This is a genomic window from Methylobacterium sp. CM6241 (assembly GCF_054817845.1).
The window spans coordinates 1561690-1587681 of sequence record NZ_CM139246.1; the positions used below are offsets into that span (position 1 = coordinate 1561690).

Genomic DNA, 25992 nt, shown 5'->3' on the forward strand with positions numbered 1-25992 from the left:
CCGTCCGGACCTATGGAGCGCGATTGCGTCGTTATCGGCATCCACGGTCTCGCGAACAAACCACCCGCAGATGAGAAAACGCGATGGTGGAAGGCGGCCATCGACGAGGGCCTCGTTCGCAACGAAGGCATCGCCGATCCCCACTTCGCGTTCGACTTCGTCTACTGGGCCGATCTTCGCTACGACGCGCCGCTGTCCGGGGATGGCAACCGCGAGCCGTACCGGCCTTACGAGGGGACGGGACCTCTACCACGCGGGGAGGCCGCGCCGACGCTCACCACCAACGCCATGCTGGCACCGGTCTATGCCGGGATCGACGCCGTCGAGGAGGCGACCGGCGTGACTCTCGTTGACGATGTCATTCTCGAACATCGCTTCGACGACCTCTGGCACTATCACGCCGAACAGGACTTCGCCCGTCGGGTTCGTACGCGGCTGATCGAACGCCTGAAGGCGTTCGGCGCCCATCGCATCCTTCTTGTCGCCCATTCGATGGGGTCGGTCATCGCCTACGACGTCTTGCGGATGCTGGAACGGGACGAACCATCATTGAGGATCGACCACCTCGTCACGGCGGCGTCGCCATTGGGCTTGGCGAAGGTGAAGCTCAAATTCGAGGCCGAGCACGACACATTACGCGTGCCGAACAACGTCGCGGCTTGGACGAACCTCGCCGATGGAGAAGACGTCGTCGCCATCATGGGTGATCTGGCGACGGACTACTCACCAAACGAGACCGGCATCCGCATCGACGACCGGAGAGTCATCAATGCGTACCGGCGTCCCGGCGGGGAGCCGAACCACCATAAATCCTACGGCTACCTTCGCACGCCCGAATTTTCAGCCATCGTCTCGAATTTCGTTTCGCGTGAGCAACGGCCCGTCAGGAGCGCGGAATCCGTCTGAAAGCAGGGGGGATCGTCGCCGATCCGCCCCCAGGGTGCACTTTCGAAGCCTGGGCCTCTGCTGCAGGCGACGGGCGCCGCTCAGCGGCACGGCTCCGCCGCGGTCGCGCTCCAGCTCCGCAATGGGAAGGCTCGGTCGTAGCCGAGATTGAAGAGGAAGGCGTAGACCACGTAGAAAGCCGCGATCGCGAGATCCATGAAGAAGGCTTGCGCGAGGCCGATCCCGAGATACCAGGCGATCGGCGGCAGCAGGATCATGAGCAGACCTGCCTCGAACAAAACGGCGTGCCCCACTCGCAGGGGGAGGCTCTTTCGCGTGTGACTGGCGAGTCGTTGCATGGCTCGATCGAAACCGAGATTTTAGACGTAATTCCAGGCTGTTGCGATCACGGCGCTGCCCACGCCGATCATTCCCATATCGGAGGCGTGCAATCCGAACAGCACGGTGCCGAACGGGATGATCAGCGCGAGCCCGAACATCTCGAACAGGAGGGCGTGGCGGATACGGTCGCGTGTGCTGCGCATGGTCATACCTTGAACAATCTCGTTGGTTGACCGTTTCCTATCTGCGATACCCAGAGCATCAAGTTGGTATGTATCTCGGATCCAGATAGATGGCCGTCTCGCTCGACCAGCTTCAGGCCTTCGTGGCAGCGGCCGAGGCCGGGTCCTTCTCCGGCGCAGCCCGGACATTGCGAAAGGCGCAGTCGGCCATCAGCACCCAGGTGGCGAACCTGGAGACGGATCTGGGCGTGGCGTTATTCAGCCGGGCGGGCAGGAACCCGGTGCTCACACCGGCGGGAGAGCGGCTGCTGCTCGAAGCGCGCGTGGTGCTCGACAGGCGGGAGCATCTCATCGGCGTGGCGAGCAGCCTGGAGCGGCGGGTGGAGAACCGGCTGGTGGTCGCCATCGACGAACTCTACCCCGAACATGCGCTCGGCGCCCTCTTCGCCGATTTCGCGCGGCATTTCCCCTTCGTGGAACTGGAACTGCTCTTCCCGCTGATGGAGGATGTCAGCCGCATGGTTCAATCCGGCGCCGCCGCTCTCGGTGTCATGTGGCGCCAGGAGGTCCTGCCCACGGAACTGGGCTTCCAGACCATCGGCTGGGTACCGCTCAAGCTCGTCTGCGGATGCGATCACCCGCTGGCGAAAGCACGCGTGGAGTGGGAGGAACTGAAGCGCCACCGCCAGATCCTCGTCGCCGCGCGCAGCGACGGGCCGGAAAAACGCCGCCTGCGGGTGGCCGCCGAGGTCTGGTGGGTGGAGAGCCACTGGGTGATCCTCGAATTGGTGAAACACGGGATCGGCTGGGCTTTCGTCACCGACCACGTCATCGCGGCATCGCAGACCGCGCCGTTCCTCGTCACGCCGGACCTCCAATTCGACAAGGGCGATTGGCCGATCGCCCTGGAACTGGTCTGGCACAAGCAGCGCCCCTGCGGCCCCGCTGCGGCGTGGCTGCGCGAGCGCTTCGCAGCGGAGCGGGTCGGCACCCTGTCGAACGGTAGCCAAGCAGGCTGAGGGACGGAAAGCGAAATCGTCCCGGTGGAAAACGCCTTCCCATCACGAAAGCGATCAGCCCTTCATGAGCGGGAATCGGACCGGTGGCATGAGACGGGTCAAGGCCGTTCCCATGCCGCCCGGACCGGGCCGGTCGCATTGTCCGGCTTCGCATCGCCGATGAAGATCACCACCGGACCGTGATCGGCCCGGCGCGGGTCGTAGAAATCAAGCAGGTTCGGGTGAAGGCGCTGGATATAGTCCGGGCGCACGCCTTCCCGTCGTAGCAGGTGGTCGATGACGACCTGATCGCCGTGCACGGCGTTCGGGACAGGTCCGCATGACCCCGCCTCCATCCAGCGCGCAGGGTCCGCCGTAAAGGCGGTGGAGAGGAAATCCAGTTCGCCGCCCTCCCAGCGCATCAGGGCGCTGGAGAGACGGTCCGTATGGAAATAATCCTCCGTCGCGGCCAATCCCGGCGAGGCGAGGGCGTCGGCTGGCCCGGTGAAGACGGTGTCGAGGTCGCACAGCACCGTCGTTCCCCGCGTCAGGCCGGGGCGAAACGCCTCCATCTTCGCCCACCATGCCGGCAAATCGTGCCGGAGCGCCACGCGCTCCACACCGGCCATGGCGAGGGGAAGGTCCGTCAGGCAGAGTATCCTGTCGAAGGCCGGGGCGTGGCGGCGCACGCCGCGAGCGAGGCGCTCGACCCAGCTCGCATCGTAACGGCCGCCGCCCTTCAGGACGGTGATCAGCGTGGTCATGTGGGAAACCAGATCCTATGGGGAGCCCAGCCCAGGGATGGGCGGTTCATGTGGAGGTGTGCAGTCGGAGCCGCCCGGCCGCCTCGGCCTCTGCAAACCACGCGCGTTCGGCGGCCCAGGGATGGCCGGGCCAGCCGGCAAAGCCGAAGCCATAGGCATCGACCGGCTCGGATTGTGGTCGCCGGCCGAGGAGGAGCGCCAGCGTCACGAGGAATCCGGTGCTGGGGTTCGGCCGTCCCGTGGTGCCAGGCGCGAGGCGACGCCGCCCCTCGCGGTGCAGATCGTCGGACAGCACGTGGAGCGGTTTGCCGAGGGGAGCCAGCAAGGCCAGCACCTCGCGGGTCCAGCACATCTGTTCAGGCCGGTTCTCCTCTGCGGCGAGCATCGGGAATGGCAGGATGAACGCTTCGGCGCACCGGACGACGGGGCGATCGAGGAAGCCCGGGTCGGCCAGCCATTCGCGCATCTGTCCGCCGCGATTGACCAGGGCGAGGTGCGTGACCCGGGAGCCGGTGCTCCCGCCGAAACCCGCCGCGTTGTTGAAGCGCACGACAGTGGTGGCGGCATCGATGGCGGCGGCGGCCTCGATCCCCGGCGCGTTGCCGACGATGGCGAGCGGCGAATCCGGTAACCGCAGCACGTCGTGGGAGAGGGGGGAGTCGACCTGGGTATTCACTTGCGGCAGGGGTACGAGGAGCAGCGGAGGTATGGCGTCGGACCCGCGCGGCAAGGTGCGAGCGGGGAGGGGGACCGATGATGCGTCGATGCTTTGTCTGTGGCGCCGCCATGCTGCAGCCGACCGACCGGCACCTCTTCTATCCGGGTGGACGCCGCCGCGCCTTTTCGCTCGCCTGCGCGTCCTGCGGCCTCCTGCTGGCGGCGGATGCAGAGCCTCAGCGATGCCGCGCGGATCTCGCCGAGCGCCTTTCGGGCCCGATTTTCCTTCCCGACCCGGAGGGCGGCTACGGGTTGGACCTCTACACCCTGCGCAGTGCCGCGACCGGCTTCGGCCTCGGCGTTCGTGCGCTCGACGACGAGGGGCGGACCGACCTTCGACATCCGCATGGCGACCGTGCCGCGCGGGCGGACCTCTACGCCCTAGACGGGGCGGCGGGAGTGCCGGTCTCTCTGGGCCTGCTCTGCCGGCCGCCCGAGCTCGACGCCGTCCTGGCTAACGTGGCGAGCCATGCGGGCTGGACCGACGATGTCGTGATCCTGCTCGACGCGCCGGCGCATCCGCCGCGAGCCGTGCCCACGGCCGGATTTCCACCGAGTGCCGTGCGGGTGGGCGCCCGGCCCATGGACGGTGATTTCAGTACGCAGCGCAACGTCCTTCAGGATCTCGCCCGCAATCCCTGGATGCTGCAGCTCGATGCCGACGAGAGCCTCACTGCCGATTCCGGCCAGCTCCTTCCGGCGCTGGCTGCCATGGCGGAGGCGGACGATGTCCTCTCCGTCGGCTTGGCGCGCCGGAACCGTGTCGACGGCATCCTCTCGGACGTCTACCCGGACGTGCAGTATCGGCTCAATCGCAAGTCCGTGCGCTATGCTGGTCGCGTGCACGAGCGGCCGGTCCTCGACGGCGGCTGGCCACGCAGCTTCATCGCCCTGCACGGGGCGATCGAGCACCGTCTGAGCCGGGTCCATGTCCTGGCTCGCTCACGGCGCTACGAGAGCCTGGACCCGGGACGCGGACGTCCCGAGGAGGAGGCCTCGCTGCTGCAGCCCTACCGGGAGTGAGGCCGCGCTGACCCGTGGGCCTGGGCCGCCGCGATCGCCCGAGCATAGAGGTCGAGGGTGTCTCTGGCGAGCACCTCCCGGCTGAAGCGGCCAGCCGCCGCCAGTGCGTTGGTCCGATAAGTGCGGCGCAGAGCCGGATCGGCCAGCAGCGGACGAAGGGCATCGGCCAGGGCCGGGCCGGTAGCCTCCTTGGCCAGCGGCCCGGCGCCGGGCCCGCCTACGAACCTGCGCGCGCTCGCGTCCTGCGCACAGGCCACCACCGGCCGGCCATAGGCGAGGGCCTCCTGATAGACGAGGCCGAAGCTCTCGTAGCGTGAGGGGGCGAGCACTGCGTGCGCCTCGGCATAGGCGTCGGCGAGGTCTTCCGCAGGCACCCGGCCGCGTGCGCGAATGCAGGCCCGCGCCGCTTCAGGGATGTCGGTCGGGAGATCCGTTGCCGTCACGCCGACGAGATCGAGCACGAAGGCAGGGACGGCGCCGCGCCTCGCTTCCTCGGCTAGGATCGCGACCGCAGCGAGAAGCGCGTCGAAGCCTTTCCGTGCTTCTGCCCGGCCGACGAAGAGCAGGCGTACCGGCCCTTCATCCTCCGGGTATGGCGCGCCGCGCGCCGCTGCCGCGATCTCCGGCGGCAGGCTGAGGCCGATCACTGCCTCCGGTTGTCGGCCGGACAGGCCGTAGGCTCGGGCGATCACGGCTCCGTGCTCGGAGGTGTTGGCGATCAACCCGGCGCTGCCGCGTCCCTGGCGGCGTTCGAGGGCATCGGCGGCTCTTCCGTCCAGGCCATCGCGCAACGAGCCGGCGGGCGGGCGCGTGAAAGCGGCGGGCGTCGAACTGCGCGTGACCAGCGGCAGGTCTCGGCGGCCGGTCAGCAGCGCGGCGGGGGCGTACCAGTTCGTTGCCTCCACGACGCCGAAGGGAGCTCGGGCATGGTCGGCGAGGATGGCATGGCGGAAGGCAAACGGCGCGGCGAGGTGCCCGGCCGAACCCCAGCGGCGCAGGCGGGCCAGCCCGCCGTCCGGCGCCAGGCCAATCCCCGCAACCGTCACGCCCTCGACCCGTTCGCGGCCGACGCGGTCGAGTGTGAAGACCGTGACGTCGACGCCGGCCCCGGCGAGGCTTTCGGCGATCTCCCGGGCGGCGGTCGAGAGACCGCTCGGTGCCGGCGGATAATCCCACGTGAGGAGCGCAACGCGCATCAGGCAGCAAGCAGGCGGCGATAGACGGCGAGGTAATCGGCCGCCATGCGCTCGGCGGTGAAGCGCGCCTCGAAGCGGCGGCGGATGACGGCGCGGTCGAGGCGGCCGATCCGGCCCAGGGCCTCCACCGCCTCGGCCTCGGAGGAGACGACGAAACCGGTCACGCCGTCCTCGACGATCTCCGGCACCGAGCCGCGGTTCCAGGCGATCACTGGCGTGCCACAGGCCATCGCCTCGATCATCACGAGGCCGAAGGGCTCGGGCCAGTCGATGGGGAAGAGCAGAGCCCGCGCGCTTCCCAGGAGATCCGCCTTGCGGGAATCGTCCACGGGACCGAGATAGGTCGCGTCCTCGCCGAGGAGCGGGCGCACGTGGCGTTCGAAATAGTCGGGGTTGCCGACGTCGATCGTGCCGCCGAGCCGGATCGGCACGCCGGCGGCGCGCGCGACACGGATGGCAGTGTCCGGCAGCTTCTGGTCGGTCATCCGACCCACGAAGGCGACATGGTCTCCGGGCTGGGTCCGCAATGCGTAGCGGTCCCGCGCGATGCCGTGATGGACGATCCCGGCGCGGTTCGAGGCCGGGATGCCGGCCTCCTGCGCCGCCGAGATCGCCGCCACCGGCAGGTCGGGAAACCCCGCGAAGAACAGCGCCCGGTCGAGCTCGTCCACCCGCCAGTGGATCGTGGTCAGGCTGTGCCGCCGGCGGGTTCCGAGGAGCGCCGCATGTGCGAACTCGCCGTGGCAATGGATGATGTCGAACTCGTCCATCCTCAGCCGCAGCGCCTCCAATTGCAGTGCGTCGAGCGCCGCCGGGACGCCGGGTGCAACGCGACCGTGCCGGCTTTCGAGGGCCGCCAGACTGGGATGGTCGCCGATGCGTGGTAAGTCTGTCGCACTGTCGGACGGCGCGAACAGCGTTATTTCGACGCTGAGGTTTCGTAGTGCCGTGCTGAGGTCATGAATGACCCGCTCCGTGCCACCGTGATGCTCGGGAGGAACAGGGAAAATGTTCGGGGCGACTTGGGCGACGCGAATCACGGAGCGGACCTCAACTACAGAATTTGCTTGTCTCAGCGCGCTTACAACGCTGTCGGCCTGATGTTTATCTTGCATATCGCCCTTCAGGGCTGCCTGCGCGGCGGCGGAGTGGTGTTTGGGCTCACCGCCGATACCGGCGGCCATATCCGCTACCTGCTCGATCTCGTGGCGGCCTCGTCACAGGATGCCGGCATCGACAGGATCGTCATGGCGACACGTCTGTTCGACGGCACGCATGGGCCGGATTACGCCGTGCCCGAAGAGCGCATCTCCGACAAGGTGGAGCTCGTGCGGCTCGCGAGCGCGTCCCCCGTCTATCGCGCCAAGGAGGAGATGCACGAGGAGGTGGCGAGCTTCGCCCGGAGCCTCATGGACTGGATCGCACGGCAGCCTCGGGCGCCGGACATGATCCATGCCCATTACGCCGATGCCGCCTCGGTCGCGAGGCTCGTGACGGATGAACTCGGAATACCCTTCGTGTTCACCGCCCATTCGCTCGGGCGGGTCAAGGCATCGATGTTGGGTGTAGGAGCGGAGACCTTCGCCGATCTCGCCCACCGCATCGCTGCGGAAGAGGGGGCGCTGGCTAGCGCCAGTCTCGTCATCGCCTCGTCCCGCGACGAGGCGGAAGTGCAATATGCCGGATACGTCGCCTACGATCCCGGACGCATCCGGGTCCTACCACCGGGCAGTGACCTCGCGAGGTTCGCGTCTGCCGAGCCCCTTTCGCGGGTCGATGCCACCATCGACCGCTTTCTGCAGGATCCGGGCAAGCCCGCCTTGCTTGCCCTCGCCCGGCCGGTGGCGCGCAAGAATCTGGCGGCGCTGCTGCGTGCCTATGGCGAAAGCCCGGCCCTGCAGTCCCGTGCCAACCTCGTCCTCATGGCCGGCACGCGCGAGGACATCGATGCGCTCGACGGCGACATGGCCGCCACCCTGCGTGAGATTCTGGTGCTGATCGACCGCTACGATCTCTACGGACGCGTCGCCTATCCGAAGACTCACGACCCGGAGGATGTGCCGGCGATCTACGCCTATGCCCGCGTGCGCGGCGGCCTGTTCGTCAATCCTGCCTTCAACGAGCCCTTCGGTCTGACATTGCTGGAAGCCTCGGCGTCTGGGTTGCCGCTGGTCGCCACCGACAGCGGCGGTCCCAACGACATCGTCGAGACCTGCGGCAACGGTCTCCTCGTCGATCCGCGCGCGCCAGACGCGATCGCGGCCGCGTGCCTGCGCATCCTCGGCGAGCCCGACCTCTACGCGCGGTGTGTGGCGGGAGGCGCGCGCGCGGCCGCCGCCTATGACTGGGATCAGCATGCGGCGCGCTACCACGACCTACTGCGGGCGCTCCTGGCACCCGAGCCGCCCATGGCGGAGCCCCGGCAATTGCTGATCTGCGATATCGACAACACGCTGGTGGGTTGCGAGGCGGCGCTCGGCATCTTCCGGCGCTGGCGCAGCTGGCAGGCAGGTTTGGCCTTCGGTGTCGCCACCGGTCGCTCCTTTCACAGCGCCATGGCGATCCTCGAACAGCAGGCCAGTCCGCGCCCGCAGGTGATGATCACCTCGGTGGGGTCCGAGATCTACCATCTCGACCCCAACGGCGTGACCTACACGGCCGATCTGGCTTGGCGCGACGCCGTCTCGACCGGGTGGGACCGTGCCGGCATGCAGGCGGTGCTCGCCAGTCTCGATGGGCTCGTGCCCCAGGGGGGGCTGGAGCAGCGCGGGCACAAGCTGAGCTATTTCGGGGATGCCGCGGCGGCTGAGGCGGTACGAAACCGCCTCGCGCAAGCGGACCTCCTCGCCAACGTGATCCACAGCCACGGACGCTACCTCGACGTCCTGCCGGTGGCGGCATCGAAGGGCACCGCGGTGCGCCATGTCCGCGCCCTCTACGGCTTGCCGGAGAGAGCCGTGTTCGTGGCGGGCGATTCCGGAAACGACGTGGAGATGCTGCGCGCCGAGGCGCAGGCGATTATCGTCGCCAATTATTCCGACGACCTGGCGAGCCATGCGGCCCTGAAGCATTCCTACGTCGCCCGGACCTCGCACGCCCGTGGCATCATCGAAGGCGTCGGCCATTTCCGCAGGATGCTGGTCGATGCGGGCTGAGCCTTCGGACGGGCCTTCCGCGAGCGTGCTCACGCTCGTGCGCGGCCGGGCCGACCGCCTGCGCAATCTGATGCGTGGATTGGCCCGGCAGTCCCTGCGGCCGCATGAACTGGTAATCGCCTGGATGCAGCCAGAGCCGGTGCCGGACTTGCCCGATCCGGGCTGTCCCATCCGTCATATCTTCGTGGCCGGGGAGCCGATGCCGCTCGCCGCCGCCCGCAACCGCGCGGCCGAGGCCGCAACCGGAGACCTGCTGGTTTTCCTCGACGTGGACTGCATTGCCTCGCCCGGCCTCGTCGGTGCCTATCGCCGGGCCGCATCGGAGACGGACGGCCTCTTCCTCGGCGAGGTGCTTTATCTGCCGCCGGGTTTGGATGCGGAGACGGCTTCCGACGACGCGGCTTTGGCCCGACACGGCCGGGCACATCCGGCCCGGCCGGCGGTCCCGCGAACGGGGATGCGCCGGGAGCCCGATCCCGGCCAACTCTGGGGCCTGTCCTTCGCGCTGCCGGCCCACGCCTGGCGCGCCATCGGCGGCATGGACGAGGCCTATGTCGGCTATGGCGGCGAGGAGACCGACCTCGCCACCCGCCTCGACGCCTCCGGTCTCCCGACGTTCTGGGTCGCGGGGGCGCGCGCCTACCATCAGCACCACCCGGTCCACGTGCCGCCGTTGCAGCACTTCGAGCCCATCCTCGCCAATGCCACCCGCTTCCGCCGGGCGCATGGACGCTGGTGCATGACCTACTGGCTCGGTCAGTTCGAGGCCGCCGGATTGATCGCCTGGGACGCGGACTCCCCCGCGATCTGGGTCATCCGCCATCCGAGTACCGCCGAAATTGCCGCCGCCCTGCGGCCCGACGCCCTTTACTCCTGACGAAATGCGACCCGTGACATCGATCAAGAAGCCCATCGCGTTCTTCGTCCACCACCAGGGACGCGGCCATGCCAACCGCACGATGGCGGTGGCGGCCGAGTTCGCACGCGACCGGCCCGTCTCCGTGCTCACCGCCGGCCCGCAGCTGTTCGAGGGGTTTTCCCGCGATATCGAGATCGTGACGCTGCCGAACATGATCGGCGCCGAGGTGCCGACCCCGCGACTCTATGCGGAGCCGACGCCGCAGGTGATGCACTGCGTGCCCCTCGGCCTCACCGAGATGCGCCGGACCATGCGGCGGATCCTCGACCATCTCGACGAGCGTGACGTCGGCCTGTTCGTGGTCGACGTCTCCGCCGAGATCGCGCTGCTCGCGCGCATCGCCAGCGTTCCGGCGGTGCAGATTCGCATGCACGGGGACCGCTCCGACATTGGCCATCTGGGCGCCTACGAGGCCTGTGTCGGCATGCTGGCCCCGTTCGACGAGCGCATGGAACAGGACGACTACCCGGCTCAGCTGCGGGCCAAGACTTTCTACAGCGGCGGCCTTTGCACCAGCGTCGACGGTGTCCTGGGCCGTGCCGAGGCGCGTGCGAAGCTCGGCCTCGACCCCGACCGCGAGATCGTCGTCGCGGTCACGGGGGGAGGGGGCAGTGGCACCCCCTACGCCCCCCTGACGGTGGCCGCACGCGCCGCGCCCGAAGCCCTTTGGCTGACTCTCGGGCCCACCCACCGCGAGGGGCACGAGACGGATTTCTCCAACCTGCGCGAACTCGGCTGGGTACCCTCGGTGACCGATTATCTCGCCGCGGCCGACATCGTCGTGGCGTCGGCGGGCGACAACACGATCCACGAGGTCGCGCGCGTCGGCGGGCGTCTGATCGTCATGCCGGAATGGCGCTACTTCGGTGAGCAGACCCGCAAAGCCGAGGCCCTGGTCCGGCTTGGTGCGGCCGTCCAGGCCCCGGTCTGGCCCGGCGACCTGCAGGGCTGGCGCGATCTCCTCGACCGGGCCCGCGCCCTCGACCCCGCGCCCTTGCGCAGCCTCTACGCGCCGGACGCCGCCCGTCGTGCCGCCGGCTGGCTCGAAGGGCTGACCGACGAACTCTGGCAGGGCGCAGCGGAGCGTCCCGCGCTCACCGTCGTTGCCGCAGGCTGAATGCCCCTCGACCCCATCGTTGAAACCCGCCCGGAGCCAGACCGACCGATGTCCACCGTTTCCGTCGTGACCCTGGCCAAGGGACGGCCCGCGCACCTGCGCAACGTGCTGCGGGGCTTGGAGCGCCAGACGCAGAGGCCCGCCGAGTTCATCATCGCGGTGATGCAGGACGTGGCCTACGACCTGCCCGAGGTCGGCTTCCCGATCCGCCAGATCCTGGTGCCGGGTACGGACCTGCCGCTGGCGGCGGCCCGCAACCGGGGCGTCGCGGAAGCCAGCGGGGACGCGGTCATCTTCCTCGACGTCGATTGCATCCCGGCCCCCGAACTCGTCGCCGACTATGCAAGAGGCCTCGCCGAACTCGACGGCCTGCTGATGGGTGAGGTGCTCCACCTGCCCGAGCACGCCACTGCGGGCGACTGGACCATCGCGGATTTTGCAGCGGTCGCGGAGAAGCATTCCGACCGCCGGGGCCCCCCGGCCTCCGGCCTCGAAATCTGTCCCGATTATCGCTGCTTCTGGTCCCTAAATTTCGCTATCCGGCGCGCCACCTTCCTGGCCACCGGCGGCTTCGACGAGCGCTATACCGGCTATGGCGGCGAGGACACGGATTTCGGCAAGATCCTCGACCAGGGTGGGATTCCCATCGCCTGGATGAAGGGCGGCCTCGCCTATCACCAGTACCATCCGCACCACATGCCACCTGTCCACCATCTCGACAGTGTGGTGCGCAACGCCGAACTGTTCGAGGCCAAGTGGGGCTACCGGACGATGGGCCACTGGCTCTACGCCTTCAAGGTGATGGGCCTGATCGACGACACTCCCGACCAGCCGATCCGCATCCTGCGCCGGCCGGAGCCCGGTGATTTCGCACTCACCGGCCAGCAGAGCCATCAGCCCTACAGCAATTCGGCCTCCGTCATCCGATACCTCGAAGCCCAGTCGGCCACGGCTCTCACCGCGTGAGGATCGCGCTCCTCGCCCATCTGCGCCATCCGGTGGCGGCCCCCTTCGCGGGTGGAATGGAAGCCCATTGCTGGACCCTCGCCGAGGGGCTGATGGCGCGGGGACACGAGGTGGTGCTGTTCGCCGCCGGGGACAGCGACCCGCGCTTCGTGATCGATTCGGTGATTCCGGTGCATCACGAGCGCAGCTTCCCCGGCCTGGAGCACCGGGGCGATTCCGGGCTCAAGGCTCATGTGGATGCCGGCTACGCCGCTGCCTGCGACCGGATCGCGGCCGGCGGCTTCGACGTGCTGCACAACAACTCGCTGAGCCGCCTGCCCCTGGAGCGTCGGCGCTTGGCGGCGGTGCCGACTGTGACGTCGCTCCACGTCCCGCCCTACGACGCCCTGCGCTGGTTCGTGCAGGAGAGCCTCGTGCCCGGGCACCGGATCACCATCACGTCGGAGGCCCAGCGCAAGGTCTGGTGGCCCGGTGCGCCACCGGAGAATGTGTCCGTCCTCCATAACGGCATCGATCCTCGCGCCTGGCCTTATCGTGATCGGGGCGATGGCAGCGCCGTCTGGTCCGGGCGCATCGCGCCCATCAAGGGCACTCATCTCGCCGTCGCGGCGGCGCAGCGCGCCGGCCTCCCCCTGACGTTGTTCGGTCCGATCGAGGATCGGGAATACTGGGACGCGCGGGTCGCCCCGCAGCTCGGCGGCGACATCCGCTACGGCGGCCACCTCTGCGGCGACACCCTTGCGAAGGAGATCGGCCGCGCTTCGGTCTTCCTGTTCACGCCCTGCTGGGACGAGCCCTTCGGCCTCGTGGTGATCGAGGCCATGGCCTGCGGCGTGCCGGTGGCCGGGATCATGATGGGGGCCGCTGCGGAGGTCGTCGGCGAGGCCGGATACCTCGTGCCGCCGGACGACATTTCTGCGCTCGCCGTCGCGATCGGTGAGGCCCTCACGATCCCGCGCGAGGTCCCGCACGCCCGTGTCATGCGCCTGTTCACCCGCGATCTCTGGCTGGAACGCTGCGAGGCCCTCTACGCGCAGGCGCGAGTGCAGGCGCAGGTGAAGCGGCCCTGAGTTCCCTCGCCCCTCCGGATGCCCGCCCCGAGGATGGGCGCAACCTCTTCGTGAGCCGCCCATGAGCCTTATCCCCTGGACCCGCCGCGCCGTCATCGACGCCCTCTGGCACGGCCGCGATCCCTTCGCGAACCCGCCGGATGACCTGCGGCCCCTCGATCTCCAGGGCTGGCGCAGCGTCCATCCCTATCTCGACGAAGCCGTCATCGAATTCCGGCCTCACGTGGTCGTGGAGATCGGCGCCTGGAAGGGCGCGAGCACACTGCATCTGGCCAGGACCATGGCGGCGCATGGTGTCGAGGGAACCGTCATCGCGGTGGATACCTGGCTCGGCGCCGTCGACCATTGGGCGGATTCGGGTCTGTTCGCCGAACTCGCCACCGAACACGGCTATCCGAGCCTCTACCGGAGCTTCCTGGCCAACGTCCTGCGCGAGGGGCTGGCGGACCGGGTCGTACCGCTTCCACTGGACTCGGTGAACGCTGCGGAACTGATGCGCCTGCGCAACGTCGCTGCCGACGTCATCCATCTGGATGCCGGCCACGAAGAGTCTTCCGTGGCGGCGGACCTTCGGGCGTGGTGGCCGGTTCTGCGCCCGGGCGGCCTGTTCGTCGCCGACGATTATGACCGCCTGGGCGGGAGCTTCCCCGGGGTCACGCGGGCGGTCGACGCCTTCTGCGCGGAAGCCGGCGTAAAGGGGCCCTGGTCGCAGGAGGGGAAGTGCAAGTTCCTCAAGCCGGTCTGAAACCTAGGCCGGGTGCATCGGCACCTCGGACGCCATCGCTTCAGAAGGCATAGCGGACTTGGCAATAGGGCATCAGCTCGGCCAGATGATCCTTGAAACGCGCGATCCACCGCCCTTTCCAGCCGCTTCGATAGCGCAGGTTGTCGCCGCCACCCTGTGACCGTTTTCCCTCCTGGATATCGGGCCGCCAGAGCAGGTCCTCCGCGCGGGGATGCCAGTTCAGGTTGACGGCATGGAGATCCGCATTGTGCGTGAGCAGGATGATCTCGGCCTTGAGCTGCGCCTTCGCCGCCGCCCCGATCCCGTCATCGATGGCGGTAAACAGTTCTCGCCAATCGGCCTCCCAGCCTTCGTAGAGGATGACCGGCGAGAAGTTCACATGGACTTCGAACCCTGCCGCCACGAAGTCGTCGATGGCGGCGATGCGTTCACGCATCGGGGCCGTGCGCACATCCACCACTTTCGCGATCCGTTCGGGCATCAGGGAGAAGCGGATCCGGGTCTTGCCCTGTGGATCGTAGGTCAGCAGTTCCCGGTTCACGGCCTTGGTGGCGAAGGAGGCCTTGGCGTTCGGGAGATCTCGGAACAGAGCAACCATGTCGCGCACGTTGTCCGAGAGGCTCGCATCCACGGAAAGATCGCCATTCTCGCCGAGATCGTAGACCCAATGGTCGGCATCCACCGTATCCGGCTCGGGGAGCCTTCCCTGGCGCGCGGCATGGCGGGCAATGGCGGCGCAGACCTGCTCGACATTGACGAAGAGGGAGATCGGGTTGGCGAAACCCTTGCGACGGGGGACGTAGCAATAGGCGCAAGCCATGGCGCAACCATTCGAGGTGGAGGGCGCGATGAAATGGGCGCTGCGCCCATTCGGCCGCATCGTCAGGCCCTTCTTCACCCCAAGCACCAAGGTCGAGCGCTTGATCCGCAGCCAGTCCTCCGCCGAGCCTTCGTTGCCGTGCAGGGAGGGGATGTTCCAGTGCGACGGCACCTCGATCCGCTCGGCGTCGGGAAAGCGGTCGAGGATGGTGAGGCCGCGCGGAAAATTCGAAACCGCAGGCTCGTGGTAGATCGTCCTGATATCCAGAATGTCGCGGGAAAGGGCCATGCGGTGTCCTGCGGCGCGCGTTCGCCCCGTGCCACGTAAGATAGGGCTCCGGGGGCCGGAGGGGATGACCCTCGCCGTCGATCCGGTCGTCGCGCCGCCCGTGTTTCGGGGCTCGATCGAGTCTAGCGGGCGAGTGGCAGGCCATCGCGGGGGAGCGAACGTCGCGCGGCGGAAATCCGAGGCGGGGATTGGCCGCCGGGCCCGATGGGCCACCCTATCGTTAACAGATAATTAACCTCGCCCTCTTTGCGGCGGTGTCGAAACATGCGCTCAAGACGCGTCCGTCACGGGAGGTGAAACTATTGCCTTGGTTGCCGCGTATCTCGGGCATGATCTGCTTCGACACGCTCATCGATCAGCTGGAATTGGAAAAGCAGGCCCTTGCGCGGGAGATGGCGCATCGCGGACCCGCGCCTTACACCCTCATCGACATGCTGATCGCGCTCGACCAGAAAATTTGCGCCTTGAGAATCCTGAGTGAAGACCGCTGACGCCGCTTTGGCCGATGCGAAGTCTCCCGGGTTTGCGGTCAGGCAGGACAGGACGTTTCTGACGAGTCTCCCTTTGCGTTGACTCCCCGGGGGAGACCGATCCATCACCGAAAGTTCGTGAGCTGCTTCAAGCGGCAGCGCTTTGTTTCCGGGTGGATGCGAACTCGAACGCCTCCAAGGCCGGGAGGGGCCTGCTCAGAAGATAGCCCTGCGCTTCCGTGCATCCTTCGCGACGAATGCAGGACAGTTGAACGTCGTTCTCGACCCCTTCCGCCGTGATGCTCGCTCCCATGCGTCCGCCAAGTCCGACGATGGCGCGGACGATGGCGGCGGTGTCCGCATCGGCGATCTCGGAAACGAACGACCGGTCGATCTTGATCTTGTCGAAGGGAAATCGACGCAGGTAGTTGAGGGATGAGTAGCCGGTGCCGAAATCGTCCAGCGCGATGCGGATCCCGAGCTCACGAAGCCGGTGAAGGCAAGCCGTCACGCTGTCCGCGTCACCGATGAGCACGCTCTCGGTGATCTCCAGCTCCAGGCGGTCCGGCCTCAGACCGGACGCGGCCAAAGCCGATACGACGCAATGCTCCAGGCCGGGCGTCGTGAATTGCGCTGCCGAGACGTTCACCGCCACCCGGAGGTCGCCTGGCCAAGCCGCCGCTTCGCGGCAGGCTTCCCGCAGGGCCCAGCTGCCGAGGGGAACGATCAGGCCGGTCTCCTCGGCCAATGGGATGAAATCAGCCGGCGAAACCAAGCCTTTGACGGGGTGACGCCAGCGCATCAGGGCCTCGAAGCCTCTGGTCGTGTCGGTGGCAAGCTCGATAATCGGTTGATAGTACAATTCGAACTGACCCAGCCGCACGGCTTCGCGCAGATCGAGTTCGAGAACGTTGCGCGCGGCGATCGCCGCATCCATGCCGGGCTCATAGAAGCGGAACGTGTTCCGCCCGGCCGCCTTGGCGCGGTAAAGGGCGATGTCGGCATTCTTGAACAACTGATCCGGGTCGCCGCCATCCTGCGGCCCGACAGCGATGCCGATGCTGACGCCGACACTGACGGAGCGGCCGCCGAGGTCGAAGGGCGATTGCAGCGCCTCGATCACCTGCTGCGCCGTGGTGGTGGCAGTCTGAAGGAGATCGGGTTCTCTCAGCACGATGGCAAATTCGTCGCCGCCCAATCGCGCAACGGTGTCGCCCTCGTGAATGACCGACGTCAACCGCTCAGCGACGGCTCGAAGGAGGCTGTCTCCCGCCGGATGGCCGAGGCTGTCATTGACCGCTTTGAAGCGGTCGAGGTCGCAGGCGAGGACGGCGAAGATGTGCCCGCGTCGTTGTGCATTGTCCATTTCCCGGCCGAGCCGGTCCCGGAACAGCGCGCGGTTGGGCAGGCCGGTCAGCACATCATGCGTGGCCAGATGTTCGAGCTGATGTTCCGCATGCTTGCGTTCCGCGATGTCGATATGGGTGCCGACCATGCGCAGCGGGCGTCCGGTTGCGTCGCGTGTCACCACCTTGCCGCGCGATAAGATCCAGGTATGGCCCCCGTCCTTCTTCCGCATGCGAAGTTCGCATTCGAAAATCGGCGTTCGCCCGCCGATATGGTCGAGGAGGCGCCGGCGGACGGTCACGACATCGACGGGATGCGTTAGCTGTTCGCACGCCTCGATATGCCCCTCGATTTCACCGGGTTCGTAGCCGAGCATGCTCTGCCAACGGTCCGAGAGCCACACCTTGCCCGTCGGGAGGTCCCAGTCCCAAAGGCCGTCGCTGCCGCTGTCCAGGGCGAAAGCGAGCCTTTCTTCGCTGGATCGTAACGCCGTTTCCGCGGCCTTGCGGTCGGTGACGTCGCGTAACGACGACACGTAGCCGATGGGCTTGGACGAGCCGGGCAGGCGCGTGACCTTGAGGCACGCTTCGATCCATACCCACGAGCCGTCCTGCCGACGATAGCGCTGGGTCGTGATAGCTCCCTCGATCCGGCCCTCGACAAGGTCGGAGAGAACATGTCGGTGTTGGGCGACATCCTCGGGATGGACGAAATCGATGGGCCGGGTGCCGATGATGTCTTCGGGAGGATAACCGAGCACCGCCACCGACGCGGGCGAGACATAACGGCGGATGGTATCGAGGTCGGACCAGATGATGACGTCTTTGGTGTTCTCCGCGAGAAGCCGATAAGCGGCTTCGCTCGTGCGCAAGGCTTGGTTGGCCCGGCGCATGCGGTCGACGAACAGGGCGAGTCCCGCGAAACCGACAATCGTCAGCATGGTCGCGGCGATGCCCGACGCCAGCGCGAAACGCGGCAGGCTCGACGCAATCTCGGGCGCGGCCATGTTCGGGATCAGCTCGGCTGCGCCCATGGCGGCGAAATGCACGCCCGCGACGGAAATCGTCAGGAGCGTCGCCGCCACGGTGGTGGCGTATCGAAGCGTGTCGCGTGCAAAAATCACGAAGGCGATGGCCGTCAGCGACCAGCCGATGAGCAGCGCCGTGGCGAGGAGCGGCCAGTTCATCACAGGGGTAGCGGCGACCTGCAGGCTCGCCATCCCCGCGAGATGCATCCCCGTCATGCTGATGCCCAGGATCACCGCGGCCGCGACAGCCACCGCGGGGGCCGCGCTCCATCGGGACAAGGCGAGCGCCACCATCGAACCGAGGATGCCGACGAGAAGGGAAACGAGGGTGAGCGTCAGATCGTAGCCGGTCGCGAGGCCTGGATCATAGCCGAGCATCCCGATGAAGTGGGTGCTCCACATGCCGGCACCGGCCGAGAAACCAGCCGCGAACAGCCAGGCCCATGTCTCGAAGCCCTGGCTTCGAAAGACGTGGCGAACGAGCCGCAGAGCGGTGTGACTCGACACCCAACATACGAGGACGGCCAGTGGTACGACCCACCAGTGATGCTCCTCGGTCATGCACAAAAATGCACGATACATCCAACGACAGCCTTTCGCCAATTAGGGGCGAGCCTGCCGGGGTACGGTTTAAAAAACTCGGAACTTTTGCCTTAAGTTATAATAGAGGTCTGATCGAGACGGGGATTTCCTCAATAAAGCCGCGACTTCCTGGCTCGCCGCCGACCTGTTCAGATGCCGGGTGCCGGCGACCGGTGCTCACGGAGAGCGAGCCTTGCCCCAGGCTCCGGGAAACCGGACCCGCTACTTCCAGCCGCCACCGGGCAGGCGGCCGTGATAGGGCGTGTTGCGACAATGCCCCCACGGCCCGCGCCAGTAACCGGGAGGGCAGCCATTGCCGGCCCGTGCCTGATACCAGCCGCCCGGCAGGCGACCGACATAAGGCGTCGAGCGGCAATGGCCCCATGGGCCACGCCACGCTCCCGGGCCGCAGCCTCCGGCAACGCTCAGCACCGGAGCCTCACTCGCAAGATTTGAGGCGATGGGAAAGGCCATCGCAGGCACCGATGCCAAACTGCAGAGGGCGACCAGGGCGGGAATGCATGGCTTCATCGTAATGATCCTCACATGGCGAGGGGATTACGCATGGTGAACTCGCATTTTGCAAACAGCATCACGAGTGGCAGTTAGCAAAACCTATCGATAAACTGCACATTCATCCATTGATGTCGTCGATGCGAGCGTCGTTACGCTGACGACCTTCTCGTTCGGGCGTCGAGATCCCCGCTCCGCGCATCGTTACGCGTCGCTTCAAGGGCATGGCGAGGAAGAATCGAGCCCGGAGCCCGAAACGCATCGGTTCCGCTGTCGCGGACACGGTCGCATTCACGATGCTGGTGGTTCTCGCTCGCCTTCCGGCCGACCGATGTGAAGCGTTTCGCATCGGTCATCCCGGTCGAGACGGGATTCATGGGCCGGCTCGGATGCAATTCCGGTCCGGTCCATGGGGTGGCACGCGCCGCGTTCTTTGCCGCTTGAAGGCGCGGTCTAGAACAGGAAGTTGTCGGCGCTCAGCGACTGTGTTGGAGCAAGAAGCCGAGCATCCGCCTTTGCGGCGCGATGGCATCTCTTGAATGGCGTCCTGACGTCCCGGCATTTGGTTCGTGCCATCGCCAGGGAAGGGGGCGTCAGAACGGCAGAGCCGATCGGAAAGGACGCGCCGGCCCTCGGGGTCACGGCATAGCGTTCTCCAGAATGCCATTCCGGGCGGTCATCCGCACCCGGTCCGCCGCATCGTCGGCCTGGGCGAATTGCGCATTGTAGAGGCGTCGGTAGGCCCCGTCCGCCGAGAGAAGGGCCTCGTGCCGTCCCTGCTCCACGATGCCCTCCGGGCCGACCACGACGATCCGGTCCGCCTTGCGGATCGTGGCGAGCCGGTGGGCGATGACGAGGGTGGTGCGGCCCTCGGAGAGTTCCACGAGGGAGCCCTGGATCGCCTGTTCGGTCTCGCTGTCGAGGGCCGAGGTGGCTTCGTCGAGGATCAGGATCGGCGGATTCTTGAGAAACACGCGGGCAATGGCGAGGCGCTGTTTCTGGCCACCCGAGAGTTTGACGCCGCGTTCGCCGACGACGGCGTCGAGGCCGTTGGGCAGGCCCTCGATCAGGGCGGTGAGCTTGGCCCGCTCCGCGGCCTGCGCGATCTCCGCCTCGGTGGCGTCGAGCCGGCCATAGGCGATGTTCTCGCGGATCGTGCCCGCGAACAGGAAGACGTCCTGCTGCACGATGCCGATCTGCCGGCGCAGGGAGGCCAGGGTGAGGTCGCGGATGTCGATGCCGTCGACGGTGATGCGCCCGCTCTCTACCTCGTAAAACCGCGGAATGAGGGAGCACAACGTCGTCTTGCCGGCCCCGGACGGGCCGACGAAAGCGACGGTCTCCCCGGCCGCGATGTCAAGATCGAGCCCCGTCAGGACGGGCCGTCCGGCGGTGTAGCCGAAACTCACCTCCTCGAAGCGGATGTCGCCCTTCAGCGCCGGCACGGAGACGGCGCCGGGGCGGTCGACGATGTCGGGTTCGGTGGCGAGCAGCTCGGCGTAGCGCCGGAAGCCCGCGACTCCCTTCGGGTAGGTCTCGACGACGGCGCCGATCTTCTCGAGCGGCCTGTAGAAGACGCCCACCAGCAGCAGGAACCCGATGAACCCACCGGGCGAGAGCTCACCGCGCACGACGAAGGCCGCGCCGCCCAGCAGCACGACGATCTGGACGAGCCGCATGCCGAGATAATTGATCGACAGGCTGGCGGCCATGATCCGGTAGGCTTCGAGCTTGGTCTCGCGGTATTTCCGGTTGTCGGCGGCGAACAGGCGCCGCTCGTGCGGCTCGTTGGCGAAAGCCTGCACCACGCGGATGCCGCCGACATTCTCCTCGATCCGGGCATTGAAGGCGGCGACACGACCGTATTGCGTCTGCCAGTTCCGTGTCATGCGACCGCCGTAGCGGAGTGTGACGAAGGCGATCACCGGCAGGATGGCGGCGGTCAGGAAGGCCAGCGGCGGGTGGACGTAGACCATCAGCGCGAAGGCGCCGACCAAGGTCATCACCGCGATGAAGAGGTCCTCCGGGCCGTGATGGGCGACCTCGCCGATCTCCTCCAAATCCTTGGTGACGCGGGCGACGAGGTGACCGGTCTTCTGGTTATCGAAATAGCGGAACGAGAGCTTCTGCAGATGATCGAAGGCACGGCGACGCATCTCCGTCTCGATATTGATGCCGAGCACGTGCCCCCAATAGGTCACCACCACCATGAGGCCGGCATTGGCCACGTAGATCACGCCGAGGCCGAGGGCGGCGAGCACGATCAACTGCCAGTCCTGGCGCGGCAGCAGCACATCGACGAAGGCCTTCACGGCCATGGGGAAGCCCAGTTCGAGCAGGCCCGACAGGACCGCGCAGCCGAAATCGACGAGGAACAGGGTCCGGTGCGGGCGGTAATAAGCGAGGAAGTCCTTCAGCATGATGCTTTCGTCAGGTGATCGACGGGGCAGAGGGCGCCGCAAGAGGGGACGCCCGGTATGCGGTAGCGCATACAGCAAACCCGCCGCCGCCGCTCCTCGCCGCCTCGGAAAGCCTGGGCCAGCGGGCAGCGGCCGAACGCATCGCCACCGCAACGGCCGAGGCATGCTTCGGCCCGCGAGAAGGCCGGAACCGCGTCACGGCTCAACTCGCGCAGGGCGAAATCGGCGGTCACGCCGGCATTGCACCAGAGGACATGGCGGGAGAGGCCGTAATGGGTCTGGCACAGGTCGAAGAACGGTCGCAGATGCTCTTCGATCAGGGGATCGAGCCCGGGCTCCGGGCCTGCGCGCCGGTCGTCCTCCTCCGCCACGATGAAGCGGGAGACGATGCCGTTCTCGTCGAGTTCGAAGCCGACCCGGTCGAACCCGATCGGCAGGGCACGGCCGAGGCGGCTGAGCGCGGTGAAGTAGGGGATGATCAGGGCGGGGAGGTAGTACTGCGTCCAGAGCGAGACGAGGGCGCGGCGGTCGGCGGTCTCGAAGCCTTCGCCTGATGCCCTTCCGAACCCGTCCACCACCTCGTCGAACCTGGCCTTGCTGGTGAGGATCGAGAGCGGCCGGGTGCCGGACCCGGACGGCGCCGTGGCGATCCGGCAGCCGAAGGCCGACAGCGACGGTGGAACCAGCGCGGCGAGTTGATCGATCATGCGACCCCCGCGACCCGATCGGCGTCGAGGGTCCGGCGGATCGTCGCGCGCAGGGCGACGAAGGCGACAGTGTAGAACAGGATCGCGGCGGTAAAGTAGCCCGGCCAGCCCACATGCGCCGCGAGCGCCGGCGCGGCGACGCGCAGGGGCATCGCGGCAAAGAATGCCGCCCCGAACAGGAGCGCGTAATCGGTGGCGGGGCGAGGCCCCTGCGCCCAGCGATAGATCATGTTGAACACCGGCACTCCGAGCCCTCCGCCGCCGACGATTCCGAGGATCGTCGCGGCTATGGCGAGCGTGGCCGAACCGATGGCAGCGCTGGCGATCATCAACCCGCCGCCGGCGATCACGCCCAGCGCGGAGACCGTGATGAGCCGCAGGGTCCCGACCCGTCGCACGAGGACGCCCGAGATCAGGGCCATGACGAGGTTGATGACAGGCGAGAGAGAACCGGTGACGAATCCGACCTCCCGCAACGGCGCCCCGAGATCCAGCAGGGCGAGATTGTTCAGGCCGGAGAGGGCGAACATGGCGGCGAAATACAGGCCCAGGACCAGGATGCGTGGCGCCAGGAGACGCAGGCGTTCGAACGGGGCTGCCACGCGCTCCGCCTCAGCGGTATCTCGGCGGAGCCGGACTTCCGGGTAGCGCAGCATCGGCAGCAGGCAGAGAAGGTTGAGGCCGGCGATGCCCAGCACGGCGGCCTGCCAGCCGACCGTGTCGTAGTACCCGACCAGTAGCCCCGCGCCGGCGATTCCGCCCAGCGACGCACCGGAGAGTTTGGCCGACGCCACGAAGGGCCGCCGGTCGGCGGGCACCGTCTCGACCACCAAAGCTTCGAGGGCGATGTCCATGGTGGCGACGCAGAAGCAGGTCGCCACCGCGAGGCCGAGGAGGAGACCGAGCGGCCACGCCTCGCCCAGGCTCAGCACCAGCAGCAATGCGATGGTCGCGCCCTGCATCAGCGCGATCCAGCCGATGCGATGCGGCAGGCCGGGCAGGCGCAGCCTGTCGATGGCGACGGCCCAGAGAAACGTCAGACCGACAGGCAAGTTGATAAGCTGCAGCAGGCCGATCTCGGCGAGTTCGACGCCGCGTGCCCGCAGGATCAGCGGGGCTCCGCTGGCCAGGAAGCCGAGCGTGGTCCCGAAGGTGATGTAGAGGCAGAAGAACGGCAGCAGGGGCCGCGCCCGGCGCCACGCCCTGGACGCTCCCTCGAACCAGATCCCGCTCATGCGATCCGCGCCACCCGGCCCGGTTGCCCGGCGAGGATAGGCATGGACCCTGGGAACCATCCTCCCGGGCCGGTCACGCCGGCTCCTCCGAGAAGGCACTTTAATGGCCTCGAATGACGCGGCGATCGATCCGCGAACCGGTGCGCGACGTGACAGGGCTTCCCTTCGGACATCCGGAGCCTCCCTGCTTCTCGCGGCGAGTATAGTTTTTAAACAGTCTAATCTGCTGTAAACATTGGCCTTTCTTTGGGATTATGACGTGTCCGGTCTTCATGCAAGGTCCGTTTGGACGCAGTGCCGCCGGCCTTCGCTTCTCTTGCTCCGTGTCTGGCTTCTATTGCCCCGGCATGGTGAGGATGAGCGGCCCGCTGCGCGAGGCGATGACCGTATGCTCGTATTGCACGGTCAGCGCCTTCGGCTGGCTGTAAAGGGTCCAGGGATCGTCGCCATCCTCGGCGAATTCCGCGCCGAGGGACAGGAACGGCTCGACGGTGAAGACCAGCCCCTCCTGCATGATCCGTCGCTCGGAGGCGTCGGGCCAGGTGGCGATCTCGGTCGGCTCCTCGTGCAATGACAGTCCCACGCCGTGGCTGGCGAGGTTGCGGACGAGGGTGTAGCCGTTCTTCCGCGCGAAGGCTCCGACGGCCCGGCCGATATCGGCCAGGGGCTTGCCGGTCCCGACCTGGCGCAATCCCGTCCACATCGCCCGGCGCCCGTCTCTGCACAGTCGCTCCACCGCCCGCGTCACCGGCGGCACGGCGAAGGACGCGCCCGTATCGGCGAAGAAGCCATCCTTCTCGGCGGACACGTCGATATTGACGAGATCGCCCGGATTGATCCTGCGGTCGCTCGGAATGCCGTGCGCGATCTCCTCGTTGACGCTGATGCATGTGGCTCCGGGAAAGGCGTAGACCAGTTCCGGTGCCGGGCGAGCTCCGGCCGCCTCCATGATCCGCCGTCCGATCCCGTCGAGTTCGCGGGTGGTCATGCCGGGCTCGATGGCCTTACCCATCGCCTCGAGGGTGTCGGCGACGATGCGCCCGATCTGCTTCAGGCCGGCAAGCTCGTCGTCGTTCGACACCGTCATGTCGTCTTCCCTTCATGGCGCCGGAGGCGGCTTTGCCCGCGCGGTTCTGCCATTCTCCGCGAGCCCGGCAAAGCCTGGGTTGCCCCACACGCAAATCACCTCACACGGGTCCGATATGCATATGAGGGCCGGCACCCCGCTCAGGCGGCGAAGGCGCCACGCGAGCGCAGGGCCGCGATCTCCTCCGTCGAGAGGCCGAATTCCGAGAGCACGTCCTCGGTATGCTCGCCGAGGAGCGGCGCGTGCCTGCGGGCGCGCTGCGGCGTGCCGGTGAGCTTCACGGGGAAACCGATATTCGGCACCGTGCCCTCGATCGGATGGGGAACCTCGATGCGCATCTGCCGGTGCCGGCCATGCTCGCTCTCGAACGCTTCCGGATAGGTGTTCATGCGGCCGGCCGGAATGCCGGCTTCGAGGAGCAGGGACACCCATTCCTCGGCAGTCCTGGCGGCAAAGCTCCGCTCCAACTCCTCGATCAGTTCCTCGCGGTTGGCGAGCCGCGCGGGAATGTCGACGAAGCGGCTATCCTCGAAGAGTTCGGCGCGGCCGAGTACATCACAGAGTAGGCGCCAGAGCTTCTGGTTCGTGGCCCCCATGACGAAGTAGCCATCGGAGGCGCGCACCGCCTGGTAGGGGGCGCTCATGCGGTTGGAGGTGCCGAGCGGCTGCGGGATCCGGCCCGTCCCCCAATATTCCGACACGTCCCAGATCGAGAAGGCCAAGGCCGCGTCGAAGAGCGAGGCATCGATATACTGGCCCTCGCCGCTGGCCTGCCGGCCGATATAGGCGGAAAGAATCGCGTAGACGGTGAACAACGCACAGCCGATATCGGCGACGGGTACACCGGCCTTGACCGGCGGACCGCCTGGATGACCTGTCACGCTCATCACCCCCGACATCGCCTGCGCCATCAGGTCGTAGCCGGGGCGCTTCGCCCAGGGGCCCGACTGGCCGAACCCCGAGATGCTCGCATAGATGAGTCCTGGATTGCGGGCGCGCATCGCCTCGTATCCGAGGCCGAGGCGTGCCATGACGCCGGGCCGGTAATTCTCGACCAGCACGTCCGCAGTGGCGGCCATATCGAGAAGAAGGTCACGCCCCGCATCGGATTTGAGGTTCAGGGCAACGCTGCGCTTGTTCCGGTTCATGTTGAGGAAGCCCATGCTGTCGGGCCCCTTCATCTTGAACCCCATGGCGCCGCGCGTCTGGTCGCCCGTGCCCGGCGGCTCGATCTTGATGACATCCGCTCCGAGATCGGCGAGCAGCATGCTGCAGAACGGCCCCGCCATCACCTGCGTCACGTCGAGAACCCGGATGCCCGCGAGGGGGAGGGGACGGGGGCCATCGTGCACGGAGTGATCCATCGTGCTCGTTTCCTGTTTTGCGCTGGGGCCGGGCGTAGCCCGCCGGCGGTGGC

22 protein-coding genes and 1 pseudogene are annotated in these 25992 nt (G+C 67.3%); 10 read left to right on the top strand and 13 right to left on the bottom strand.

Annotation, left to right across the window (positions count from 1 at the left end; translation table 11 throughout):
* Positions 1-12 precede the first annotated feature (12 nt).
* Positions 13-906 carry a lipase family protein gene (locus tag ACYQR9_RS07235; protein ID WP_461229176.1) on the top strand — a complete coding sequence of 298 codons (894 nt, stop codon included), beginning with the start codon at positions 13-15 and terminating at the stop codon, positions 904-906.
* Positions 907-986: 80 nt separating this feature from the next.
* Here the strand turns inward: ACYQR9_RS07235 and ACYQR9_RS07240 are convergent.
* A pseudogene (locus tag ACYQR9_RS07240) lies at positions 987-1430 on the bottom strand (PACE efflux transporter).
* Between the two features lie 89 nt (positions 1431-1519).
* Here ACYQR9_RS07240 and ACYQR9_RS07245 point away from each other — a divergent pair.
* Positions 1520-2428, top strand: a complete 909-nt coding sequence (locus ACYQR9_RS07245; protein WP_461229177.1) for a LysR family transcriptional regulator — start codon at positions 1520-1522, stop codon at positions 2426-2428.
* Between the two features lie 98 nt (positions 2429-2526).
* Here ACYQR9_RS07245 and ACYQR9_RS07250 read toward each other — a convergent pair whose 3' ends face one another.
* Positions 2527-3171 (bottom strand): hypothetical protein, encoded by a 645-nt coding sequence (locus ACYQR9_RS07250; protein WP_461229178.1) that lies wholly within the window; start codon positions 3169-3171, stop codon positions 2527-2529.
* 46 nt (positions 3172-3217) lie between these two features.
* Positions 3218-3847 carry a hypothetical protein gene (locus tag ACYQR9_RS07255; protein WP_461229749.1) on the bottom strand — a complete coding sequence of 210 codons (630 nt, stop codon included), beginning with the start codon at positions 3845-3847 and terminating at the stop codon, positions 3218-3220.
* A gap of 80 nt (positions 3848-3927) precedes the next feature.
* Between ACYQR9_RS07255 and ACYQR9_RS07260 the strand changes: the two genes are divergently transcribed.
* Positions 3928-4911, top strand: coding sequence for a glycosyltransferase family protein (locus ACYQR9_RS07260; RefSeq protein WP_461229750.1), 984 nt, complete (start codon positions 3928-3930; stop codon positions 4909-4911).
* Here the strand turns inward: ACYQR9_RS07260 and ACYQR9_RS07265 are convergent.
* Complete coding sequence (locus ACYQR9_RS07265) at positions 4899-6107, bottom strand: glycosyltransferase family 4 protein (RefSeq protein ID WP_461229179.1); 1209 nt, start codon at positions 6105-6107, stop codon at positions 4899-4901. The genes ACYQR9_RS07260 and ACYQR9_RS07265 overlap by 13 nt on opposite strands.
* Positions 6107-7147, bottom strand: coding sequence for a glycosyltransferase family 4 protein (locus ACYQR9_RS07270; RefSeq protein WP_461229180.1), 1041 nt, complete (start codon positions 7145-7147; stop codon positions 6107-6109). The genes ACYQR9_RS07265 and ACYQR9_RS07270 overlap by 1 nt, the downstream gene beginning before the upstream one ends.
* Before the next feature lie 60 nt (positions 7148-7207).
* Between ACYQR9_RS07270 and ACYQR9_RS07275 the strand changes: the two genes are divergently transcribed.
* The 6 genes from ACYQR9_RS07275 (at position 7208) to ACYQR9_RS07300 (ending at position 14079) form a co-directional block, all read left to right on the top strand.
* Positions 7208-9262 (top strand): HAD-IIB family hydrolase, encoded by a 2055-nt coding sequence (locus ACYQR9_RS07275; RefSeq protein WP_461229181.1) that lies wholly within the window; start codon positions 7208-7210, stop codon positions 9260-9262.
* Positions 9252-10139: a glycosyltransferase family 2 protein gene (locus ACYQR9_RS07280; protein WP_461229182.1), complete on the top strand. Its 888-nt coding sequence runs from the start codon at positions 9252-9254 to the stop codon at positions 10137-10139. The genes ACYQR9_RS07275 and ACYQR9_RS07280 overlap by 11 nt, the downstream gene beginning before the upstream one ends.
* 22 nt (positions 10140-10161) lie before the next feature.
* On the top strand, positions 10162-11298 hold the full coding sequence (locus ACYQR9_RS07285; RefSeq protein WP_461229751.1) for a glycosyltransferase: 1137 nt from the start codon (positions 10162-10164) through the stop codon (positions 11296-11298).
* A gap of 48 nt (positions 11299-11346) precedes the next feature.
* Positions 11347-12264: a galactosyltransferase-related protein gene (locus ACYQR9_RS07290; protein WP_461229183.1), complete on the top strand. Its 918-nt coding sequence runs from the start codon at positions 11347-11349 to the stop codon at positions 12262-12264.
* Positions 12261-13334 (top strand): glycosyltransferase, encoded by a 1074-nt coding sequence (locus ACYQR9_RS07295; RefSeq protein ID WP_461229184.1) that lies wholly within the window; start codon positions 12261-12263, stop codon positions 13332-13334. Before ACYQR9_RS07290 ends, ACYQR9_RS07295 begins: the two co-directional genes overlap by 4 nt.
* Positions 13335-13395: 61 nt before the next feature.
* Positions 13396-14079 carry a class I SAM-dependent methyltransferase gene (locus ACYQR9_RS07300; RefSeq protein WP_461229185.1) on the top strand — a complete coding sequence of 228 codons (684 nt, stop codon included), beginning with the start codon at positions 13396-13398 and terminating at the stop codon, positions 14077-14079.
* Between the two features lie 40 nt (positions 14080-14119).
* Here the strand turns inward: ACYQR9_RS07300 and ACYQR9_RS07305 are convergent, their stop codons facing one another.
* Positions 14120-15187, bottom strand: coding sequence for a spore photoproduct lyase family protein (locus tag ACYQR9_RS07305; RefSeq protein WP_461229186.1), 1068 nt, complete (start codon positions 15185-15187; stop codon positions 14120-14122).
* Between the two features lie 302 nt (positions 15188-15489).
* Between ACYQR9_RS07305 and ACYQR9_RS07310 the strand changes: the two genes are divergently transcribed.
* Positions 15490-15678: a hypothetical protein gene (locus ACYQR9_RS07310; RefSeq protein WP_156467658.1), complete on the top strand. Its 189-nt coding sequence runs from the start codon at positions 15490-15492 to the stop codon at positions 15676-15678.
* A gap of 127 nt (positions 15679-15805) precedes the next feature.
* On the opposite strand, the gene ACYQR9_RS07315 is transcribed toward ACYQR9_RS07310, so the two are convergent.
* From ACYQR9_RS07315 to ACYQR9_RS07345, 7 genes are all read right to left on the bottom strand, one after another.
* On the bottom strand, positions 15806-18592 hold the full coding sequence (locus ACYQR9_RS07315) for a bifunctional diguanylate cyclase/phosphodiesterase (protein WP_461229187.1): 2787 nt from the start codon (positions 18590-18592) through the stop codon (positions 15806-15808).
* A 243-nt stretch (positions 18593-18835) separates the two neighbouring features.
* Complete coding sequence (locus ACYQR9_RS07320; protein ID WP_461229188.1) at positions 18836-19144, bottom strand: GCG_CRPN prefix-to-repeats domain-containing protein; 309 nt, start codon at positions 19142-19144, stop codon at positions 18836-18838.
* Between the two features lie 620 nt (positions 19145-19764).
* Positions 19765-21546: an ABC transporter ATP-binding protein gene (locus ACYQR9_RS07325; RefSeq protein WP_461229189.1), complete on the bottom strand. Its 1782-nt coding sequence runs from the start codon at positions 21544-21546 to the stop codon at positions 19765-19767.
* On the bottom strand, positions 21540-22253 hold the full coding sequence (fhuF, locus tag ACYQR9_RS07330; protein WP_461229190.1) for a siderophore-iron reductase FhuF: 714 nt from the start codon (positions 22251-22253) through the stop codon (positions 21540-21542). Before fhuF ends, ACYQR9_RS07325 begins: the two co-directional genes overlap by 7 nt.
* Positions 22250-23488 (bottom strand): MFS transporter, encoded by a 1239-nt coding sequence (locus tag ACYQR9_RS07335; protein WP_461229191.1) that lies wholly within the window; start codon positions 23486-23488, stop codon positions 22250-22252. Before ACYQR9_RS07335 ends, fhuF begins: the two co-directional genes overlap by 4 nt.
* A gap of 334 nt (positions 23489-23822) precedes the next feature.
* Positions 23823-24575, bottom strand: coding sequence for a type I methionyl aminopeptidase (gene map, locus ACYQR9_RS07340; protein WP_461229192.1), 753 nt, complete (start codon positions 24573-24575; stop codon positions 23823-23825).
* Between the two features lie 140 nt (positions 24576-24715).
* On the bottom strand, positions 24716-25939 hold the full coding sequence (locus tag ACYQR9_RS07345) for a CaiB/BaiF CoA transferase family protein (RefSeq protein WP_461221164.1): 1224 nt from the start codon (positions 25937-25939) through the stop codon (positions 24716-24718).
* Positions 25940-25992 lie beyond the last annotated feature (53 nt).

Coding starts and splice junctions, on each gene's coding strand:
- ACYQR9_RS07235 (WP_461229176.1), top strand. CDS start 13: ATGGAGCGCGATTGCGTCGTTATCGGCATCCACGGTCTCGCGAACAAA.
- ACYQR9_RS07245 (WP_461229177.1), top strand. CDS start 1,520: ATGGCCGTCTCGCTCGACCAGCTTCAGGCCTTCGTGGCAGCGGCCGAG.
- ACYQR9_RS07250 (WP_461229178.1), bottom strand. CDS start 3,171: ATGACCACGCTGATCACCGTCCTGAAGGGCGGCGGCCGTTACGATGCG.
- ACYQR9_RS07260 (WP_461229750.1), top strand. CDS start 3,928: ATGCGTCGATGCTTTGTCTGTGGCGCCGCCATGCTGCAGCCGACCGAC.
- ACYQR9_RS07265 (WP_461229179.1), bottom strand. CDS start 6,107: ATGCGCGTTGCGCTCCTCACGTGGGATTATCCGCCGGCACCGAGCGGT.
- ACYQR9_RS07275 (WP_461229181.1), top strand. CDS start 7,208: ATGTTTATCTTGCATATCGCCCTTCAGGGCTGCCTGCGCGGCGGCGGA.
- ACYQR9_RS07280 (WP_461229182.1), top strand. CDS start 9,252: ATGCGGGCTGAGCCTTCGGACGGGCCTTCCGCGAGCGTGCTCACGCTC.
- ACYQR9_RS07290 (WP_461229183.1), top strand. CDS start 11,347: ATGTCCACCGTTTCCGTCGTGACCCTGGCCAAGGGACGGCCCGCGCAC.
- ACYQR9_RS07300 (WP_461229185.1), top strand. CDS start 13,396: ATGAGCCTTATCCCCTGGACCCGCCGCGCCGTCATCGACGCCCTCTGG.
- ACYQR9_RS07305 (WP_461229186.1), bottom strand. CDS start 15,187: ATGGCCCTTTCCCGCGACATTCTGGATATCAGGACGATCTACCACGAG.
- ACYQR9_RS07315 (WP_461229187.1), bottom strand. CDS start 18,592: ATGACCGAGGAGCATCACTGGTGGGTCGTACCACTGGCCGTCCTCGTA.
- ACYQR9_RS07320 (WP_461229188.1), bottom strand. CDS start 19,144: ATGAAGCCATGCATTCCCGCCCTGGTCGCCCTCTGCAGTTTGGCATCG.
- ACYQR9_RS07325 (WP_461229189.1), bottom strand. CDS start 21,546: ATGCTGAAGGACTTCCTCGCTTATTACCGCCCGCACCGGACCCTGTTC.
- fhuF (WP_461229190.1), bottom strand. CDS start 22,253: ATGATCGATCAACTCGCCGCGCTGGTTCCACCGTCGCTGTCGGCCTTC.
- ACYQR9_RS07335 (WP_461229191.1), bottom strand. CDS start 23,488: ATGAGCGGGATCTGGTTCGAGGGAGCGTCCAGGGCGTGGCGCCGGGCG.
- map (WP_461229192.1), bottom strand. CDS start 24,575: ATGACGGTGTCGAACGACGACGAGCTTGCCGGCCTGAAGCAGATCGGG.
- ACYQR9_RS07345 (WP_461221164.1), bottom strand. CDS start 25,939: ATGGATCACTCCGTGCACGATGGCCCCCGTCCCCTCCCCCTCGCGGGC.